Source organism: Oikeobacillus pervagus (assembly GCF_030813365.1).
GTDB lineage: Bacteria > Bacillota > Bacilli > Bacillales > DSM-23947 > Oikeobacillus > Oikeobacillus pervagus.
Window position 1 is genome coordinate 13973 of sequence record NZ_JAUSUC010000015.1, and the last position, 19859, is coordinate 33831.

Below are 19859 nucleotides of genomic sequence, written 5' to 3' on the forward strand. Positions count from 1 at the left end.
CAATTTAGACAAAATAATATTCAAAACATTTCCAAAATATGATAAAATAAAAGAGTATATGTAACCGCTTTCATAACCAATTTAGGGGGTTACGAATGATGGAAATGATGATGAGGAATTTCTTTTTATTTTTATCTAAAAACCGGATGCTAACGAAAATGTCAAAAAAATATGGTCGAAGATTTGGTGCCGCACGTTTTGTGGCGGGCGAGACAATCGATGAGGTTGTCCAAGTGATCAAGAATTTAAATGAATCCAATTTAAGTGTGACCATTGATCACTTAGGAGAATTCATTAGTTCCGGAGAAGAAGCAAATGAAATGACATTGCAAGTGATAAAGGCTATTAAAGCCATTCGACATAAACAACTGGATTCTCAGATCTCTGTCAAACTCACTTCCCTAGGGATGGATATTTCTAATGAAATCGTTATGCGTAATATGCAAAGAATTCTTCGTGTAGCAGAGGAGAACGATGTGTTTGTTACGATTGATATGGAAGATTATGCTCACTGTCAAAGAACTTTAGATCTTTTCAAACAATTAAAGAAGGAATTTCATCATGTAGGAACAGTCATTCAAGCTTATTTGTACCGCTCAGAAAAAGATATAGAAGACTTAAGGAAATACTCTCCTCATCTTCGGTTGGTGAAAGGGGCTTATAAGGAATCCAAAGAAGTAGCCTACCCAATGAAGAAAGATGTGGATGAAAACTTTAAAAAAATCATTAAAATGCATTTAATCAATGGAAATTACACAGCTATTGCCACACATGACGATCAAATAATCGAATATACGAAGCAAATTATAAGAGAACATAAGATTCCAACAGATCAATGCGAATTCCAAATGTTATATGGAATTCGACCTGAAAAACAAATGGAATTGGCAAAGCAAGGGTATAAAATGAGAGTATATGTTCCTTATGGAGGGGATTGGTATGGATACTTTATGAGAAGGCTCGCCGAACGTCCTGCCAATGTGTTGTTTGTTTTAAAAGGAATGATGAGAAAATAAAGAATGGAATGGGAAGCGGACGGAACTTTTTTAAAATATCGAATTTGATTATTTTGACTATAACAAGATCGCCCCGTCCATTTCCAATCACCCACTATTTTTTATATTGATTGTTTTGACTATTAACTTTTCCACCGCCATCATATTCTACATTTGGACCGGCATTTCCCTTAACACTTGCAGCACTAACGCCTGCCTTCGAAGGGCTTTTCTTATGTTTCGCCATAATCTACACCTCCAGGAAATCAATTCTCGTTTTTACCCTTTCCAAATAATGAAAGAATATGTGAATTTTCCTTGAATCATAATATTTTGAAAATTTTATTGTTTTTAAACATAAAATATATTGCGATATTGATCATTATCGTTTATATTAGAGTTATCAATAAATGAATGAGTATTCATTCAAGGATACAAAGGGGGAAAATACTTTGGTTCAGCGTATCAATAAAGCAGCCGTTCTAGGATCTGGAATTATGGGATCAGGGATTGCGGCACATTTAGCAAATATAGGAATCCCTACATTATTATTGGATATTGTACCTCGTGAATTGACAGATGAAGAAAAAGCGAAGGGACTGACACTTGAAGATAAAGTTGTGAGAAACCGTTTTGCGGAAGGTGCTTTGAAAAAGCTTTTAAAACAAAAACCAGCACCATTAACTTCTAAGAAAAACTTAAACCTCATTCAAGCTGGAAATATGGAAGATGATATGGAAAAGCTTTCTGAAGTGGACTGGATCATTGAAGTAGTGGTGGAAAACCTTGATATCAAAAAGAAAGTGTTCGAACAAGTAGAGCGCTATCGGAAAGAAGGAAGCATTGTTAGCTCCAATACATCAGGTATTTCTATTGAAGCAATGTCTGAAGGTCGGTCAGAGGAATTCCAAAAACATTTTCTTGGAACACACTTCTTTAATCCGCCTCGTTATTTAAAATTACTCGAAGTTATTCCAACGAAACAAACGTCCCCTGAAGTACTTGAATTTATGAAACAGTTTGGTGAGGATGTTCTAGGAAAAGGTGTAGTTCTTGCGAAAGATACTCCGAACTTTATTGGGAATCGAATTGGAACTTATGGGTTGCTTGTAACTGTTCAAGAAATGTTGAAAGCAGGATTAAGTGTAGGAGAAGTGGATTCCATCACTGGCCCTTTAATCGGTCGTCCAAAAAGTGCAACATTCCGCACATTAGATGTCGTAGGTTTAGATACTTTTATTCATGTTGCCAACAATGTATATGAAAAAGTAGAGGGAGAAGAGAAAAAGATTTTTGAAATTCCATCCTTTATGAAGACAATGTTAGAAAATGGCTGGTTAGGTTCTAAATCAGGACAAGGATTCTTCGTTAAAAAAGGAAAAGAAATCTTAGAATTGAACCCAGAAACATTAGAATATGAACCTCGCAAAAAACTAAAATCAGCGGCAGTAGAAGCTAGTAAACAAGCAAAAGGAACTGTAAACAAAATGAAAGCGCTTGTTTATGCAGATGACCCAGCTGGAAAGTTTCTATGGAGTATATTAGCCCCTGTATTAACGTATTCAGCGGAATTACTAGGGGAAATCGCGGATGATATTGTAGCGATTGATCAGGCAATGAAATGGGGATTTGGCTGGAAATTTGGTCCATTCGAAACATGGGATGCCATCGGCGTAGAAAAATCTGTTCAAAAAATGGAAGCAGAAGGAATGAAAGTGCCTGTTTGGGTGAAAGAGATGGTGGCAAACGGACATCCTTCTTTCTATAAAGAAGATGAAATTTCAATGTTCTATCAAAATGGAGAATATAAACCAGTTCCTCAAAATCCTAAAGTGATTGATTTAAGACAATTGAAAAAACAAGGCAAACTGATTAAGAAAAATGCGGGAGCTAGTTTAATAGATATCGGCGATGGAGTAGCATTACTGGAATTCCATTCACCTAATAATGCACTTGGTTTAGATACGATCCAAATGATTAATTACTCCATTGATGAAGTGGAGAAGAACTATAAAGGACTCGTTATCGGGAACCAAGGGAAAAACTTCTGTGTAGGCGCGAACCTTGCCATGATGTTAATGGAGGCTCAAGATGACAACTACTTTGAATTAGATATGGTGATCCGTAATTTTCATCAAGCGATGATGAAAATCAAATATAGTGCAAAACCGGTTGTTGCTGCACCATTTGCGATGACTCTTGGTGGAGGAACGGAAGTATGTTTACCGACAGCACATATTCAAGCAACGATGGAAACATACATGGGACTTGTTGAAGTAGGGGTTGGTCTAATCCCTGGTGGTGGCGGAAATAAAGAACTTTATATAAAACATTTAGAAAGTATACCAAACGGAGTTCAATTTGATCTTCAAAATGTAGCAAATAAAGTGTTCGAAAGTATCGCAATGGCGAAAGTGTCCACATCTGGGGAAGAGGCTCGAGACAATAACTTCTTAAATAAAGCAGATGGAATCAGTGTGAATCAGGATCATCAATTATATGATGCAAAACAAGTGGTCATCTCATTATTTGAAAGAGGATATACACCACCAATTCGCAAGAAAGTTCCAGTAGTTGGGGAAACTGGTTATGCTGCATTGCTTCTTGGCGCTCAAACCATGATGAAATCGGGATATATTTCAGAACATGATTACACGATTGCGAAGAAATTAGCCTATGTCATTGCAGGTGGAAAGGTACCGTTTGGAACAAAAGTAGATGAACAGTATTTATTAGATTTAGAAAGAGAAGCATTCTTAAGCCTAATTAAAGAACCGAAATCTCAACAACGTATGCAACACATGTTATTAAAAGGGAAACCATTACGTAACTAATAAAGGGTGTATATAGAGCGGGATTTGAGAATGAAAAGGATGAATAAATAGTGAAGGGGAGGAACTTCATGAGAGAAGCAGTCATCGTTGCTGGTGCACGTACACCAGTTGGAAAAGCGAAAAAAGGAACGTTAGCCACGGTTCGACCAGATGATCTTGGTGCATTAGTTGTAAAAGAAACATTGAAAAGAGCAGGAAATTACGAGGGGAATATTGATGACTTAATCATTGGTTGTGCAATGCCAGAGGCGGAACAAGGATTAAATATGGCTAGAAATATCGGAGCATTAGCTGGGCTTCCGTACAATGTTCCTGCTTTAACAATTAATCGTTATTGTTCATCAGGCCTTCAAGCAATTTCATTTGCTGCAAATAAGATTATGGTAGGAGCAGCTGACACAGTGATTGCTGGAGGAGCTGAATCGATGAGCCTTGTCCCGATGATGGGCCATGTTGTTCGACCAAATATAAAGATTGCTGAAGAGATGCCTGAATATTATATGGGAATGGGGCATACAGCTGAAGAAGTGGCAAAAAAATACGGGATTTCCCGAGAAGAGCAAGATGCATTTGCTGTAAGAAGTCATGAACGCGCAGCAAAAGCGATTGCTGAAGGGAAATTCGATGATGAGATCGTACCTGTAGATGTCACTCTTCGTTCCGTAGGAGAAGACAATAAACTGGTCGAAAAACAAGTGACATTTAAGCAAGACGAAGGAGTTAGAAAAGGAACGAATATTGAAGCATTATCCAAATTGCGTCCTGCATTTTCTTTAACAGGTTCCGTAACGGCAGGGAACTCTTCTCAAACAAGTGATGGAGCAGCGGCTGTTATGGTCATGGATCGGGAAAAAGCTGAATCATTAGGGCTAAAACCAATTGCAAAATTTCGTTCGTTTGCAGTAGGTGGGGTACCACCAGAAATTATGGGAGTTGGCCCGGTTGTAGCTGTCCCGAAAGCATTGAAATTAGCGGGTCTAGAGGTATCTGATGTTGGGTTATTTGAACTGAATGAAGCATTTGCATCTCAATCCATTCAGGTCATTCGTGAACTGGGTCTTGATGAAGATAAAGTCAATGTGAACGGTGGTGCCATCGCACTAGGTCATCCACTTGGATGTACAGGAGCAAAATTAACGATGACATTACTAAATGAAATGCAACGTCGCAACGAACAATTTGGAGTTGTAACGATGTGTATCGGTGGCGGAATGGGTGCCGCTGGAGTATTCGAATTAATTTCATAATCATAAGGAAAGAAAAGGGAGGAAAATAAAATGTCAAATCAAACTGAAAAAACTTTAGTTAAAGGTGGAAGCTTTCTAATTGATGAAATTACTGTAGATCAAGTATTCACTCCAGAGGAATTTTCAGATGAGCAAAAGATGATTGCGAAAACAACAGAAGAATATGTGACAAATGAAGTGTTACCTCAAGTTGAATATCTTGAAAAACATGAATTTGATCGTTCTGTTAAACTATTAAAACAAGCAGGTGAATTAGGGCTTTTAAGTGCAGATGTTCCGGAAGAGTACGGCGGTTTAGGTTTAGATAAGCTTAGCTCAGCATTGATCACTGAAAAAATGGCCGTTGCGGGTGGATTTTCCATCACACATGGTGCTCATGTTGGGATTGGCTCCTTACCAATCGTATTATTCGGGAATGAAGAGCAAAAGCAGAAATATCTTCCTGTTCTAGCGACTGGAGAAAAAATTGCTGCCTATGCTTTAACAGAGCCTTCTTCAGGATCGGATGCATTAGGTGCCAAAACAGTAGCAAAATTAAATGCAGAAGGAACACATTATATTTTAAATGGTGAAAAACAATGGATTACAAATGCTGGTTTTGCCAATGTATTTGTTGTCTATGCAAAAATTGATGGAGATAAATTCTCTGCCTTCATCGTTGAGCGTGATTATCCAGGAGTTTCTACAGGCCCTGAAGAACAAAAAATGGGAATTAAGAGCTCCTCAACTAGAACATTAATTCTGGAAGATGCGGAAGTACCCGTTGAAAATTTACTTGGTGAAGTTGGAAAAGGTCATGTGATTGCCTTTAACATTTTAAATATAGGTCGTTATAAACTAGGTGTAGGTACGGTTGGATCTTCTAAACGTGCTTTAGAAGTGACCATTCCTTATGTTAACCAAAGACAGCAATTCAAAACACCAATCTCTTCCTTTAACTTAACGAAGGAAAAACTAGCAACAATGGCTTCTAAAATTTATGCAAATGAAAGCTTAAACTATCGTACAGTAGGTCTATTTGAAGATCGTATGAGTCAGCTTTCACCAGAGCAAGCAAAGGATGGCAAGGCAATTGCTGCATCTGTTGCTGAATATGCAATCGAATGTTCTATAGCGAAATTCTTTGGTTCTGAAGTTCTTGACTATGTGGTAGATGAAGGGGTACAACTTCACGGTGGATATGGATTTATGGAAGAATACGAAATTTCAAGAGCTTATCGTGATTCTCGTATTAACCGTATTTTTGAAGGAACAAATGAAATTAACCGTTTCCTAGTTCCAGGAACATTCCTTCGTAAAGCAATGAAAGGTGAATTACCGCTTCTTCAAAAAGCTCAAGCACTACAAGAAGAACTCATGATGTTAATGCCTGAAGACCCAGGAACAGAACCACTTGCACAAGAAAAATATTTAGTGAAAAATGCTAAGAAAATTGGATTGCTTGCAGCAGGATTAGCTGCTCAGAAATTTGGAAAAGCATTAAATGATGAGCAAGAAATTCTTGTGAATATTGCGAATATCGTAGCGAATGCCTTTGCAATGGAATCAGCTGTTCTACGTACTGAGAAGGCCATTGCAAGAGATGGATTAGAAAAGAGTAAGCAAAAGCTTTTATACACTGAAATTTTCTGCCAAGAAGCATTTAATCAAATTGAGCAAGATGCAAAAGAAACATTGGTAGCTACAGAAGAGGGCGATACATTACGTATGATGCTTTCAGCTTTACGTAAATTTACTCGCCATACACCAATCAATATTATTGCCAAAAAACGTGAAGCTGCTGTACAATTAATAGAAGCAGAACGTTACACAGTTTGATGACTATGTAACACCCATTAGGGGTGTTAATTCCCCCCCTAAATGTTTATTGAATATATTTTACGTTCTAACAAACTAGTAAAGCTAGGCCCCCGATTTCAAAAAAAGACTAGCTTAATGGTTTGCAATCATTGGATAGAACAATTTTTTGAATCGATTTTAGCTTGGCTAGTATCGCTAAGGTGAACCCGCCCCCTAAATTGGGTTAGCCTTGCTTGTTAGAACAACCCCTTAAATGACTAGCTGTGGAGACTAATCCTAAATGGATTAGTCTATTTTTTTAGATTCAAGTGAAATTGCATCATTAAAGTGGCTGGATTGACTATACTTTCCTGTTCATTTTGGATAAAATAATGGTAAATCTATATGATAATGCAGGCCCTTTTATGGAAATGTCGAATTTTTAAAGTAGGATCAAACAAAAACACATCCCCTTGTTTTAGCGGCAAGATGTTTAATGAATCCATGAATGGAAAAAATGAAAAAGGGTGGTGACGACTATGGCATTAGATTTTTATTGGTATCCTAAATGTGGGACATGTCGAAAAGCAAAGAAATGGTTTGAAGAGCATCAAATTGAGCTTAATGAAATACATATTGTTGACAACCCACCTTCACAGGGAACGATTGCAGAATTATATCGTAAAAGCGGTCTAGATATTAAGAAATTTTTTAATACAAGCGGCAAAAAATATCGTGAACTTGGTCTTAAAGATAAGGTTAAAACCGCTTCTTGCGAGGAATTAATTCAAATCCTTGCTTCAGACGGGATGCTTTTGAAACGTCCCATTGTCACAGATGGCCACAAGGTAACGGTGGGCTTCAAAGAAGAAAATTTCGAAGCAACATGGTTGTAGATGTTTGCCTTTAATGGTTTTTATTTGTGAAAAAGTGTTTTCTTGCTTAATGCAATTTTTATAGGTAAAGTTAATTTGAAAAATGTATGGAGGGATTTAAATGAGCACACCAAAGGAATTACGTTATTCTGAAGAACATGAATGGGTAAAGGTTGAAGGAGATAAAGTTCGTATTGGGATTACAGATTTTGCACAATCCGAACTCGGTGATATCGTTTTTGTTGAGCTTCCTTCTGAAGGTGATGAAATTAAAGCGGACGAGCCATTTGGTTCTGTAGAATCCGTTAAAACAGTTTCCGAGCTATATGCTCCTGTTAGTGGAAAAGTAGTGGAAGTAAATGAAGATTTAGATGATAGCCCAGAATTTGTAAATGAATCGCCATATGAAAAAGCATGGATGATTGTAATAGAACCATCTAATGCTTCAGAAGTAGACAAATTAATGACAGCTGAACAATATGAAGAAATGATTAAAGAAGACTAATCATTACTATTCATAGGGAAAGAAAACACTTAGGAACTTGGAGTGTTTTCTTTTTTTTTCGTGGGATGTGCGACTCTCCATGGTTTCCCTTCTTTAATATTGTGAAAATATTGAGGAATTTGTAGGATTTATGAGGAATCATGTAGAAATATGTTAAGAGATAGAGAATGCGTAAATCAAAGTATTCGAAGGAGTGATCCCTATGGAAACAGCTCAATATCAACAACTTCTCTCGCTATATAAAGTACCTGTATCGAAATTAAGCAGTCACTGTGATGGACAAATGTTTCAATTTGAAACAACGGCTGAGATCGAGCAGAAACAGAGTGAATTAATCGGTCAAAAGCGTGCAGTTGATGCGATGGACTTTGGTTTAACAGTTAAACAGCCCGATTATAATTTATTTGTAGTCGGCCCCTCTGGAACGGGAAGATTAACTTATACCCAACAAAAGGTCGGAAATTTAGCAAAGGAAAAGACCGTTCCACATGATTGGTGTTACGTCTATAATTTCGAAAATCCTGATCGCCCACTTGCAATCTCCCTGGAAGCTGGAGTGGGTGCTCGGTTTCATCATGATATTGAAGTGCTGTTAAAGGATATTGAAAGATTGATCAGAAAAACATTTTCTGAGGAACCATTCGAGAACAAACGACGCACTCTTCTAGCAGGATTTGAAAAGCAGATCGAACAGTCGTGGAAAGATCTAGAAGACTTTGCCTCTAATTTGAATTTTCGCGTTGAACAAACGCCCTCTGGAATTGATACGTATCCTCTTAGATTTGGAAGACCATTAGAGAAAATAGAGTATGATCGTTTGACAAAGGAAGATAAAGAAGAGTTACAGAAAAAAAGTAGGCAATTGGAAGAAAAAATAAATCAAACCATCAATCAGATTCAAAAAGTGGAAAGCGAAATAAGAAAAAGTTTGGATTTGTTTATGAAGCAATCGGTTGCTTATTCGATAGAATGTCTTTTCCAGCCACTCTATGGGGAATATGAGGATAACCCAAAAGTCATTCGCTATTTGAAAGCATACTTTCAAGATGTGGTTGAGCATTTTTCCATCTTTTTACCGGCAGCAGATGAGAAAGAAGAATTCGACTTTTTGGAAGTAATCACAGGAAATAAAGAACAACAATTACAACGTTATACGGTCAATCTTCTCGTAAACAATAAAAGTGAAAAAGGGGCGCCTGTTATTTACGAAACAAATCCAACCTTTCAAAATCTCTTTGGAAAGATGGAATATAAAGGTGCTTTAGGAAATTGGACAACGGATTTTACCTTAATTAAACCAGGAGCCTTGCATCTGGCTAATGGAGGGTATCTGATTTTACAGGCATCTGAACTTCTTCAGCAACCATATGCTTGGGGCTTGCTTAAGAGAATGCTGCAGACGGGCCATATTCAAATTGAGAATCTTTATGAAGTACAAGGAGCCTATCCTACAAGTGGGTTAAGACCAGAGCCCATTCCACTCCGTGTAAAAGTGATTATGATCGGCTCCTATTATTTATTCGATTTGCTCGCAAGCTATGATGAAGATTTTTATAAGTTATTTAAAGTAAAAGTTGAGTTTGATACAGAAATGACAAAAGACCGAGAACATTATGAACAAATGGCTTATTTCGTTAAGGACTATTCAGACCGAGAAGGATTACTCCCTTTTCATCGAAGAGCTGTAGTGAAGATTATGAACTATAGTTCGAGACTTGTGGAAGATCAGAGAAAATTATCGACTCGTTTCCAGGAGATTACTAAGCTGTTAGTGGAGTCTAGTTATTGGGCGAGCCGCGAAAATTCTCGATATGTAGATGATATTCATATTAAAAAAGCTCTTGATGAACAGATGTATCGTTCCAATCGAATATTTGAAAAGTATAAGGAAATGATTGTGAGCGGTACGATTATGGTGGATACAGATGGAGCTCGTGTTGGCCAAATTAACGGACTTGCCGTAATGGGAACGAGAGAATACACCTTTGGAATACCTAGTAAGATCACCGCTCAAACTTTCGCCGGAAGATCAGGGATCATGAACATTGAAAGAGAAACCTCTTTAAGCGGGCAAATTCATAATAAAGGATTATTAATATTAACAGGTTATTTATCAGGCTTATTCGCAAAAAATCGGCCAATTCCCCTTTCAGCAAGCATCACGTTTGAACAAACCTATCAAATGATTGATGGGGATAGTGCCTCAAGTACAGAACTTTATGTGTTACTTTCTTCCTTATCAGGAGTTCCGATTAAGCAAGGCATTGCTGTCACAGGATCTGTGAACCAATGGGGGGAAATTCAACCGATCGGTGGAGTAAATGAAAAGATTGAAGGATTTTATCATGTTTGTAAAGAAAAAGGGTTAACGGGTGAACAAGGTGTGATGATCCCGAAACAAAATATTCAAAACTTAATGCTCCATGATGATGTAATGGATGCGGTAGAAAAGGGATTATTCCATGTATGGGCGGTAGAAAATATTACAGAAGGAATTGAAATTCTAACGGGTGTTAGTGCTGGTTATCCCCTTACAAACTTAGGAGAATTCCAACCTGAATCTATTTTTGCAAAAGTAGCCGATCGTTTTGACCAAATGTATCAAGCAGCTCAAAAAATGAATCCGATGAAGAAGGAAAAAGAAGAATAGAAATTCATCAAGCACCCTTAAGATGGAGGGTGCTTTCTTAGCTTTTTAGAAAAAGATAAAATTTGAACAGAGTTTCCTTTATCTCAGTCAAAAACTACGAAGCCCGTCCGCCGATGGGCAGGCGCTTAGGCATTTGTAATGTCAAAAGTGAATCCTTTGCAATTATGAATCAAGTGAGTGAAAATAGAACATAACAATGAACAGTAAGGAGTGGTGGAATTGGATCTGGTTGAGGAAAAGGTAATCATTGTAGAAGGGACAACAGACAAAAGAAAAATAAAAACAGTCATTAAAGAACCGGTCGAAATTATTTGTACGAATGGTACCATCGGGTTAACCAAGATCGATGAATTGGTCGATGAATTATTAGGGCGAGATGTCTATATTTTGGTGGATGCCGATGATTCAGGGGAAAAGCTTCGCAAACTGTTCAAACAGGAATTTCCAGAAGCAAAGCATTTATACATTGACCGTATGTACAAAGAAGTCGCAACCGCTCCTTATTGGCATTTATGTTCGGTATTATTAAGTGCAAATTTGGATGTCCATTCCAAGTATGTAGAAAAGGATGAGAAATGATGGTGCAAGATTGGTCACAACAGCCTGTAGAACAATTACTAGAAGAACCTCCTCAACTAGTTTTATATTTATACACCCCCCTATGTGGAACATGCCAAGTAGCGGGGAAGATGGTTCAAGTGTTAAGTGAGCTCCTTCCTGGAATTCCTTTCGCTAAGTTAGATTTGAACTTCCATGAACAATTGGCAACCAAATACCTGATTGAGAGTGTTCCATGTCTTTTATTTTTTCAAGACGGAGAAGTAGTCGAGAAAATATATGCCTTTCATTCAGTTCCACATTTATATCATGTTTTAACGAAGTACCAATAGATGGTGCTTTTTTATTTGGTGTGGCCTCACTTTTTTTAGAATTATTTCGTCACGATTTAACATATTTCTCGGGAAATGTTTATCCCGCATTCAGTGGTGAATGAAGAACCCCCCACTGAATGCAGTTTCACTTTAATATTCCTAGACCGGCGCTTTTTATTTGTAGGACCTTTGGGGATTATGTCGTTTTGATTGGATGGGCAGAAAAATTGTCGAACGAAACATAAAGGTTTTTCCCCTCAACAACAGGAAAAAGGTAAGAAAGAAATCTGTTTGAGGTGAGGGTATGGAGAATATACTAAATCGCTTAAAAAAAGAATGTAGAAAAAGAAAACATATTACTTCTTTACTTCCAGAGCAATTTTTAGATGCCTGTATCCAATGTGAACAGCAAGCTTGGATCATTTCCTTTTCAGAGAATGAAATCATTTATTCCAATCATGTAGTTGACCATGTGCCAATTTTAATAGAGGGAAAGTATGCTTCTATTCAACAGGCCTTCTTGGGAAAAGAACGTTTGCAAACATTAGTGAAGAGAAAAGAATTAGTTTATCATGGCTCCTATCGATCACTCTTACTGCTGGAATCGATCCTATGGCTTTGCAAAGAATATGAATTAAAAAATGAACCTGCATAATTGAAAGAATGTTTTAAATAAATAAAAGGGTTGTGGAAAAAGTCTTGACACTATTCATCTAGGAATGTTAATATTACCATTAATCAAATCAATATAGTTGTATTTACTCTTATCAAGAGAGGTGGAGGGATGTGCCCTATGAAGCCCGGCAACCGTCAGTTTTTGAAAAGGTGCCAATTCACACAAAATTATTTTTGAGAGATGAGAGGAAGGTAATATCGTGATCGTTCGTTAAACCTTTCTGTCATTCGGCAGAAAGGTTTTTTTATTGAAGCTAATTTCAGGCAAGATGCTAGTGAAAGAGGTGGTCTAATGGAAACGAAAGATATCATTCATATTTCGCGTGTTAAGAAGATATTTTCTACGAAGAATGGTGAAATTACAGCGGTAAAAGATATTAATCTAGCTATTAAACAGGGGGAAATTTTCGGAATTATCGGATATAGTGGCGCAGGAAAGAGCACGTTAATTCGAATGTTAAATGGGCTAGAGATCCCAACTAGTGGGGAAATTAGCGTGGCAGATCAGGTTGTTTCGAAAATTAAAGGCGCTACATTAAGAAAAGCAAGGCAAAATATTAGTATGATTTTTCAACACTTTAATTTATTATGGTCGCGCACGGTAAAGGAAAATATTGCCTTCCCCCTTGAAATTGCTCGGGTTCCGAAAAAAGAAAGAATGCAAAGGGTCAATGAATTAATAAAATTAGTCGGCCTAGAGGGACGTGGAGATGCTTATCCTTCCCAATTAAGTGGAGGTCAAAAGCAAAGAGTCGGGATTGCTCGGGCATTAGCTAATAATCCCAAGGTGCTCTTATGTGATGAAGCGACATCCGCTTTAGATCCACAAACAACCGATTCAATATTAGATTTATTAGTGGATATTAATGAAAGATTAGGATTAACGATCGTTTTGATTACACATGAGATGCATGTCATAAGAAAAATTTGTCATCGTGTCGCAGTGATGGAGCAGGGAACAATCGTTGAACAGGGTCCAGTACTTGAAGTCTTTAAAAAACCAAAACAACCGATCACCAAACGGTTTGTACAACAAGTGGCTGAACCTGAGGAATCGAAGGAAACCATTGAAAATCTACTTGAGCGTTATCCTTCTGGAAAAGTCATTAAGCTTTTCTTTTTGGGTGAAACAGCTGAACAACCGATCATTACAGAGATTGTCCGTCAGTTTAAAGTCTCCATTAATATTGTTCAAGGGAAAGTATCGCAAACACAAAACGGAGCGTACGGAACATTGTACATCCATATCAATGGAGATGAAGCGGAACTTAAAAATGTCATTTCATACTTAGAACAACATAAAGTAGAGGCGGAGGTCATCACCCATGCTTAAGGAATGGTTTCCAAACGTAGATTGGGCAATCATGTGGGAAGCCACATGGGAGACCTTATATATGACAGGAGTAGCGGTTGTTGCGACTTTTATCCTTGGAATTATTTTAGGTTTATTATTATTCCTAACATCTAAAGGGAATATGTGGGAAAACAAAGCGGTGTATGCTGTAACAGCAGCATTTGTAAATATTTTTCGTTCGATTCCATTTATTATCTTAATCGTTCTATTGATTCCATTCACAAATGTGATTGTTGGAACGATCATCGGGGAAAATGCTGCATTGCCAGCCCTTATTATTGGAGCTGCTCCTTTTTACGCGAGAATGGTGGAGATTGCCTTACGTGAGATTGATAAAGGGGTAATTGAAGCCGCTAAATCGATGGGAGCGAATATCAGCACGATTATTACGAAGGTGCTGCTGAAAGAATCAATGCCGGCATTAGTCTCTGGAATTACTGTAACAGCTATTGCTTTAGTAGGGTACACTGCAATGGCGGGAGTGATTGGGGCAGGTGGATTAGGGAATTTAGCTTATTTAGATGGATTCCAAAGAAGCAGAAATGATGTCACACTTGCTGCTACCATCATTATTTTAATCATTGTCTTTATTATTCAAATAACGGGTGATTTGATTACAAATAAAATAGATAAACGATAACGAGGAGGATTTTCTAATGAAAAAATGGCTTTATACTTTTCTCACTGCGTTCATTGTACTAAGTCTTGCCGCATGTGGGGGAAAATCAGATGATTCAAAAGATGGAAAAGGAGAAAGTACAAAAGGTGATGACAAAACCATTGTAGTAGGAGCATCCAATACTCCACATGCCATCATTTTAGAAGAAGCAAAACCTTTATTGGAACAAAAAGGCTATAAATTAAAAATCGAAAAATTCCAAGATTATGTTTTACCGAATAAAGTATTGGCTGAAGGCGAACTTGATGCAAACTATTTCCAACACATCCCCTATTTTAAGGGACAAGTCAAAGATCATGGGTATGATTTTGAAATCGCTGGTGGCATTCATATTGAACCGATCGGAGTTTATTCAAAAAAACACAAAAGTCTAGATGAGTTACCAAAAGGTGCTACTGTCTTAATGAGTAGTTCTGTAGCCGATCATGGTCGGATATTAACCATGTTAGAAAAAGAAGGAATAATTAAGTTAAAAGATGGTATCAAAAAAGATACAGCAACCGTGAAAGACATCGTGGAAAATAAAAAAGATTTAAAGTTTGATTATAATTATGAACCAGCATTACTCCCGCAAATCTATAAAAAAGGAGAGGGAGATGCGGTCTTAATTAACTCCAACTATGCGATTGATTCTGGAATTAATCCGCTAGAAGATGCCATTGCCATTGAAGATAATGATTCACCATATGTGAATGTAATTGCCGTTCGCAAGGGGGATGAAAAGCTTGAAAAAATTCAAGCACTCGTTGATGTCCTTCATTCTAAGGAAATTCAAGACTTTATTTTAGATGAATGGAAAGGTTCCGTAGTCCCAGTGAATAAATAAGAAAAGGAAAAGGGAATGAGCTAATCCACTCATTCCCTATTTATACGGATATGTTCTGTAGCATTTTTTTAATGAATTGAATTTTTAGTCAAATCTATTCAGGGGTGAAGGAAGGTTAAAGAGTATTCGGGAGAAAACACGAGGAATACTAAGAATATTCGTTTGTCAGTGCTCGGAGCATTTTATATAAATGATAAGATAAGGAGAGAGTTCCATACCCTTTTTGTGTAAAATTAACAAGACTGGTAACATTAATAAGGAATCAAAACGAAGGGATTGATTAATTATTAACTCACTAAAATTAGTGTACACAGATGGAATGGAGCGAGCGTTACGTGGTGCCCATGGGATTGGATATGAGGTGTACAAAAGAAAACATAGAGTGAGAATGGCTGTTGAAAGAAAAAGGGAAGTGGAGTATATTCACAGCAGAAGAGTTGTAGCTGACATAGATCGTAAATTTCATCACCATATATAATATGGAAAAAACCAGTGTTTTACTTTAACGCTGGTTTTTTTCAACGTAATTGTGGAATATAAAAAAGAAGAAAAAACATGCAATGAAAAATAGATTGTTTTTTCTCATTTAATCTTTTTGGAATTGATAGGTATAAGAAATAATACATAGGGAAGAGATATGAATTCTATGGGAACTTCTTAATTTAAACAAGTGTCTGAACTATTGAATATAATTTTAATTTGTTATAAGATTGTAATGAGAATAAAATGAGAATGGTAAAAGAAAAAATACTACTTTTCGATATTAACGGAGGTATAAAATATGGCTGGTTCAACTTTAGTAGTAAAAGACTTACATGTTGAAATTGAAGGAAAAGAGATCTTAAAAGGGGTTAACCTTGAAATTAAAGGTGGAGAGTTCCACGCAATCATGGGTCCGAATGGGACTGGTAAATCCACATTATCTTCAGCGATTATGGGACACCCAAAATATGTCGTTACACAAGGTAGCATTACATTAGATGGCCAAAACGTGTTAGAAATGGAAGTAGATGAACGTGCACGTGCTGGCCTGTTTTTAGCCATGCAATATCCAAGTGAGATTAATGGCGTAACGAACGCAGACTTCTTACGTTCTGCTATCAATAGCCGTCGCGAGGAAGGAAATGAAATTTCTTTAATGAAATTTATCCGACAAATGGATGAAAAAATGGAATTTTTAGAAATGGATCCTGATATGGCTCAACGTTATTTAAACGAAGGATTCTCAGGTGGAGAGAAGAAACGAAATGAAATTCTTCAATTAATGATGATCCAACCTAAGATCGCTATTTTAGACGAAATCGATTCCGGTTTAGATATTGATGCATTGAAAGTAGTTTCTAAAGGGATTAATGCAATGCGTGGCAGTGATTTCGGCTGTCTAATGATCACTCACTATCAACGTTTATTAAATTACATCACTCCTGATCATGTTCATGTCATGATGCAAGGTCGCATTGTTAAATCAGGTGGACCAGAATTAGCACAACGCTTAGAATCTGAAGGCTATGACTGGATTAAGAAGGAATTGGGAATAGAAGACGAAACTGTTGGTCAAGAAGCGTAACTTGTTAGGAGGATGGACATGACTGTAGATATTACACTACCAGTAGATCAGGAGTATATCCGCTCTTTTTCAAAAGAACTTGGTGAAAATGAATGGTTAACAACGATGCGTTTGAAAGCATTGGAAAGTGCAGCGGAACTCCCGATGCCAAGACCAGATAAAACAAAGATTGACAAATGGAATTTTACACAATTTCAACATCATTATGTGAAAAGTGATGCTTTCACTTCATTGGATGAGGTACCAGAAGAAGTTAAAGCACTTATTAATCTCAATGATCAACATAATAATTTATATATTCAACGGAATAATACACCGGCATTTTTAGCCATCTCAAATGAGCTAAAAGAAAAAGGGGTTATTTTTACAGATATCATCACAGCCGCTAAAGAACATAGTGACTTGGTCAAAAAATTCTTTATGACGGAAGCGGTGACTGTAGAGGAAAATAAATTAACGGCTTTACACACAGCGTTAATGAATGGTGGTATCTTCCTTTTTGTACCAAAAGGTGTTGTGCTTGAAAAACCAATCCAATCTATTTTCCTTCATGATCAAAACGATGCCACATTCTTTAATCATGTTCTCGTTGTAGCGGAAGAAAACAGCTCAGTCACCTATGTAGAAAACTACTTATCTACAACAGGGGAAACAGAAGGAATTGCCAATATTATTGTGGAAGTGATTGCTGGAAATAATGCGAAAGTCGCCTTCGGTGCAGTCGATCATTTATCAAGTGGAATTACGACTTACGTAAACCGCCGCGGGGTGGCAAAACGTGATGCTCGAATCGAATGGGCACTTGGACAAATGAATGATGGCGATACCATTTCTGAAAATGAAACCACATTACTAGGGGACGGATCGTTTGCCGATACAAAAACCGTTGTCGTTGGACGTGGAAAACAAACACAAAACTTTACAACAAGAGTCGTTCAATTTGGTAAAAACACAGAAGGATATATTTTAAAGCACGGCGTAATGAAAGATGAAGCAACTTCCATCTTTAATGGAATTGGAAAAATCGAGCATGGTGCATCTAAAGCCAATGCAGAACAAGAATCACGCGTGCTTATGTTAAGTGAAAAAGCAAGAGGAGATGCCAACCCGATTCTTTTAATTGATGAAGATGATGTAACAGCAGGTCATGCGGCTTCTGTTGGACGTGTAGACCCTGTTCAGCTTTATTATTTAATGAGTCGTGGGATTCCTCAAAAAGAAGCTGAAAGACTTGTCATTCATGGATTTTTGGCTCCAGTTGTAAATCAAATACCAATCGAGGCTGTGAAAAAGCAACTGACTGAGGTTATTGAAAGGAAAGTTCGATAATGAACATAAAAGAAGTCCGTCAATATTTTCCGATTCTAGACCAAGAAGTCAATGGGAATCCACTCGTTTATTTAGACAGTGCAGCGACATCTCAAAAGCCGCTGCCTGTTATTGAAACAATCGAAAAATATTATAAGGAATATAATTCGAATGTTCATCGAGGCGTTCATACTCTTGGCACAAAAGCAACCGACGCTTATGAAGGTGCCCGTGAGAAGGTTCGCAAATTTATCAATGCAAAATCGATGGAAGAAGTAATTTTTACAAGAGGGACGACAACATCTATTAACACCATTGCTGCAAGCTATGGACGTGAGCAAGTAAAAGAAGGCGATGAAATCGTCATTACGTATATGGAACATCATAGTAATATTATTCCGTGGCAACAACTAGCAAAACAAACGGGGGCAACATTAAAATATATTCCGATGCAAAAAGACGGAACTCTTACACTTGAGGATGTAAGAAAAACGGTCACTCCTCAGACGAAAATTGTTTCTGTTATGCTTGTGTCCAATGTGTTAGGAACGATTAATCCGATTAAAGACATTACGAAGATTGCCCATGAAAATGGTGCGATTATGGTGGTGGATGGAGCCCAAGGTGTTCCACATCTAAAAGTAGACGTTCAAGATTTGGATTGTGATTTCCTTGCCTTTTCTGGACATAAAATGTGTGGCCCAACAGGTATTGGGGTATTATATGGGAAAAAACAGCTTTTAGAAAATATGGAACCAGTTGAATTTGGTGGGGAAATGATTGATTTCGTTGGTCTATATGAATCAACGTGGAAAGAACTTCCTTGGAAATTTGAAGGAGGTACCCCTATTATCGCAGGTGCCATCGGTTTAGGAGCTGCGATCGATTTCCTTGAACAAGTAGGATTAGAGGAAATTGAAAAATATGAGCATCATTTAGCCGCTTATGCATTGGAAAAAATGGGTGAGATTGAAGGAATCGAAATCTATGGACCAAAACAAGCGGAAAAACGTGCAGGCCTTGTCACATTTAATATTGGCGATGTTCATCCTCATGATGTAGCAACCGTATTAGATGCAGAAGGAATTGCTGTTCGTGCAGGCCATCATTGTGCTCAGCCATTAATGAAATGGTTGGATGTGTCAGCAACAGCACGCGCTAGCTTTTATTTATATAATACTGAGGAAGATATTGATAAGCTTGTACAAGGGCTTATGAAAACGAAGGAGTTTTTCAGCGATGTCTTTTAATAATTTAGACCAGCTATACCGTCAAGTCATCATGGATCATTATAAAAAGCCTCGTAATAAAGGAAAGATTGAAGACGGCGCTTTAACCGTTGATATGAATAATCCAACATGTGGGGACCAAATTCATTTGACGATGAATGTGGAAGATGGAATCGTAACGGATGCTAAATTTGAAGGGGAAGGCTGTTCGATTTCGATGGCTTCCGCTTCTATGATGACACAAGCAATTAAAGGAAAAGATATAGATACAGCCATCAAACTATCAAAGATTTTCTCCGACATGATGCAAGGAAATGAATATCCTGATGATCTAGATTTAGGGGATATTGAAGCACTTCAAGGTGTGTCCAAATTTCCTGCCAGAATTAAATGTGCGACATTAGCGTGGAAAGCGATGGAAAAGGGTCTGAAAGAAGAAAAATAGTGCAATATTCATAAGGAGG

The 19859-nt window shown here is 37.4% G+C and carries 19 protein-coding genes and 1 riboswitch; of the genes, 18 read left to right on the forward strand and 1 reads right to left on the reverse strand.

Annotation, left to right across the window (positions count from 1 at the left end):
* Window positions 1–98 precede the first annotated feature (98 nt).
* Window positions 99–1016: a proline dehydrogenase family protein gene (locus tag J2S13_RS07520; protein WP_307257182.1), complete on the forward strand. Its 918-nt coding sequence runs from the start codon at window positions 99–101 to the stop codon at window positions 1014–1016.
* A 94-nt stretch (window positions 1017–1110) separates the two neighbouring features.
* Here J2S13_RS07520 and J2S13_RS07525 read toward each other — a convergent pair whose 3' ends face one another.
* Entirely contained in the window at window positions 1111–1242 is a 132-nt protein-coding gene (locus J2S13_RS07525) for a YuzL family protein (protein WP_307257128.1), read from the reverse strand.
* A gap of 205 nt (window positions 1243–1447) precedes the next feature.
* On the opposite strand from J2S13_RS07525, the gene J2S13_RS07530 reads away from it, so the two are divergent.
* The 17 genes from J2S13_RS07530 (at window position 1448) to sufU (ending at window position 19840) form a co-directional block, all read left to right on the forward strand.
* A complete protein-coding gene (locus J2S13_RS07530) occupies window positions 1448–3829 on the forward strand; it encodes a 3-hydroxyacyl-CoA dehydrogenase/enoyl-CoA hydratase family protein (protein WP_307257129.1) in 2382 nt (793 codons plus the stop codon).
* 68 nt (window positions 3830–3897) lie between these two features.
* Window positions 3898–5076, forward strand: a complete 1179-nt coding sequence (locus J2S13_RS07535; protein ID WP_307257130.1) for an acetyl-CoA C-acetyltransferase — start codon at window positions 3898–3900, stop codon at window positions 5074–5076.
* A 30-nt stretch (window positions 5077–5106) separates the two neighbouring features.
* Window positions 5107–6894 (forward strand): acyl-CoA dehydrogenase FadE, encoded by a 1788-nt coding sequence (locus J2S13_RS07540; protein WP_307257131.1) that lies wholly within the window; start codon window positions 5107–5109, stop codon window positions 6892–6894.
* Window positions 6895–7394: 500 nt separating this feature from the next.
* On the forward strand, window positions 7395–7751 hold the full coding sequence (locus J2S13_RS07545) for an arsenate reductase family protein (RefSeq protein WP_307257132.1): 357 nt from the start codon (window positions 7395–7397) through the stop codon (window positions 7749–7751).
* Between the two features lie 100 nt (window positions 7752–7851).
* Window positions 7852–8235 carry a glycine cleavage system protein GcvH gene (gene gcvH, locus J2S13_RS07550; protein WP_307257133.1) on the forward strand — a complete coding sequence of 128 codons (384 nt, stop codon included), beginning with the start codon at window positions 7852–7854 and terminating at the stop codon, window positions 8233–8235.
* A gap of 202 nt (window positions 8236–8437) precedes the next feature.
* Complete coding sequence (locus J2S13_RS07555; protein ID WP_307257134.1) at window positions 8438–10885, forward strand: Lon protease family protein; 2448 nt, start codon at window positions 8438–8440, stop codon at window positions 10883–10885.
* Window positions 10886–11104: 219 nt separating this feature from the next.
* Complete coding sequence (locus tag J2S13_RS07560; RefSeq protein ID WP_307257135.1) at window positions 11105–11464, forward strand: toprim domain-containing protein; 360 nt, start codon at window positions 11105–11107, stop codon at window positions 11462–11464.
* The gene (locus J2S13_RS07565) at window positions 11464–11775 is read left to right on the forward strand and encodes a thioredoxin family protein (protein ID WP_307257136.1); all 312 of its coding nucleotides are present in this window, start codon (window positions 11464–11466) and stop codon (window positions 11773–11775) included. The genes J2S13_RS07560 and J2S13_RS07565 overlap by 1 nt, the downstream gene beginning before the upstream one ends.
* 286 nt (window positions 11776–12061) lie before the next feature.
* Window positions 12062–12412 (forward strand): hypothetical protein, encoded by a 351-nt coding sequence (locus J2S13_RS07570; protein WP_307257137.1) that lies wholly within the window; start codon window positions 12062–12064, stop codon window positions 12410–12412.
* Window positions 12413–12518: 106 nt separating this feature from the next.
* Window positions 12519–12620, forward strand: a riboswitch (SAM riboswitch).
* Between the two features lie 119 nt (window positions 12621–12739).
* Entirely contained in the window at window positions 12740–13765 is a 1026-nt protein-coding gene (locus J2S13_RS07575; protein ID WP_307257183.1) for a methionine ABC transporter ATP-binding protein, read from the forward strand.
* A complete protein-coding gene (locus tag J2S13_RS07580; RefSeq protein WP_307257138.1) occupies window positions 13758–14426 on the forward strand; it encodes a methionine ABC transporter permease in 669 nt (222 codons plus the stop codon). Before J2S13_RS07575 ends, J2S13_RS07580 begins: the two co-directional genes overlap by 8 nt.
* A gap of 16 nt (window positions 14427–14442) precedes the next feature.
* Entirely contained in the window at window positions 14443–15291 is an 849-nt protein-coding gene (locus tag J2S13_RS07585; protein WP_307257139.1) for a MetQ/NlpA family ABC transporter substrate-binding protein, read from the forward strand.
* A 319-nt stretch (window positions 15292–15610) separates the two neighbouring features.
* Complete coding sequence (locus J2S13_RS17030; protein WP_503128654.1) at window positions 15611–15769, forward strand: YuzK family famiily protein; 159 nt, start codon at window positions 15611–15613, stop codon at window positions 15767–15769.
* 303 nt (window positions 15770–16072) lie between these two features.
* Complete coding sequence (sufC, locus tag J2S13_RS07590) at window positions 16073–16858, forward strand: Fe-S cluster assembly ATPase SufC (RefSeq protein WP_307257140.1); 786 nt, start codon at window positions 16073–16075, stop codon at window positions 16856–16858.
* An 18-nt stretch (window positions 16859–16876) separates the two neighbouring features.
* Window positions 16877–18187 (forward strand): Fe-S cluster assembly protein SufD, encoded by a 1311-nt coding sequence (gene sufD / locus J2S13_RS07595; protein ID WP_307257141.1) that lies wholly within the window; start codon window positions 16877–16879, stop codon window positions 18185–18187.
* A complete protein-coding gene (locus J2S13_RS07600) occupies window positions 18187–19416 on the forward strand; it encodes a cysteine desulfurase (protein WP_307257142.1) in 1230 nt (409 codons plus the stop codon). The genes sufD and J2S13_RS07600 overlap by 1 nt, the downstream gene beginning before the upstream one ends.
* Window positions 19406–19840, forward strand: a complete 435-nt coding sequence (gene sufU, locus J2S13_RS07605; protein ID WP_307257143.1) for a Fe-S cluster assembly sulfur transfer protein SufU — start codon at window positions 19406–19408, stop codon at window positions 19838–19840. Before J2S13_RS07600 ends, sufU begins: the two co-directional genes overlap by 11 nt.
* Window positions 19841–19859: the final 19 nt, after the last annotated feature.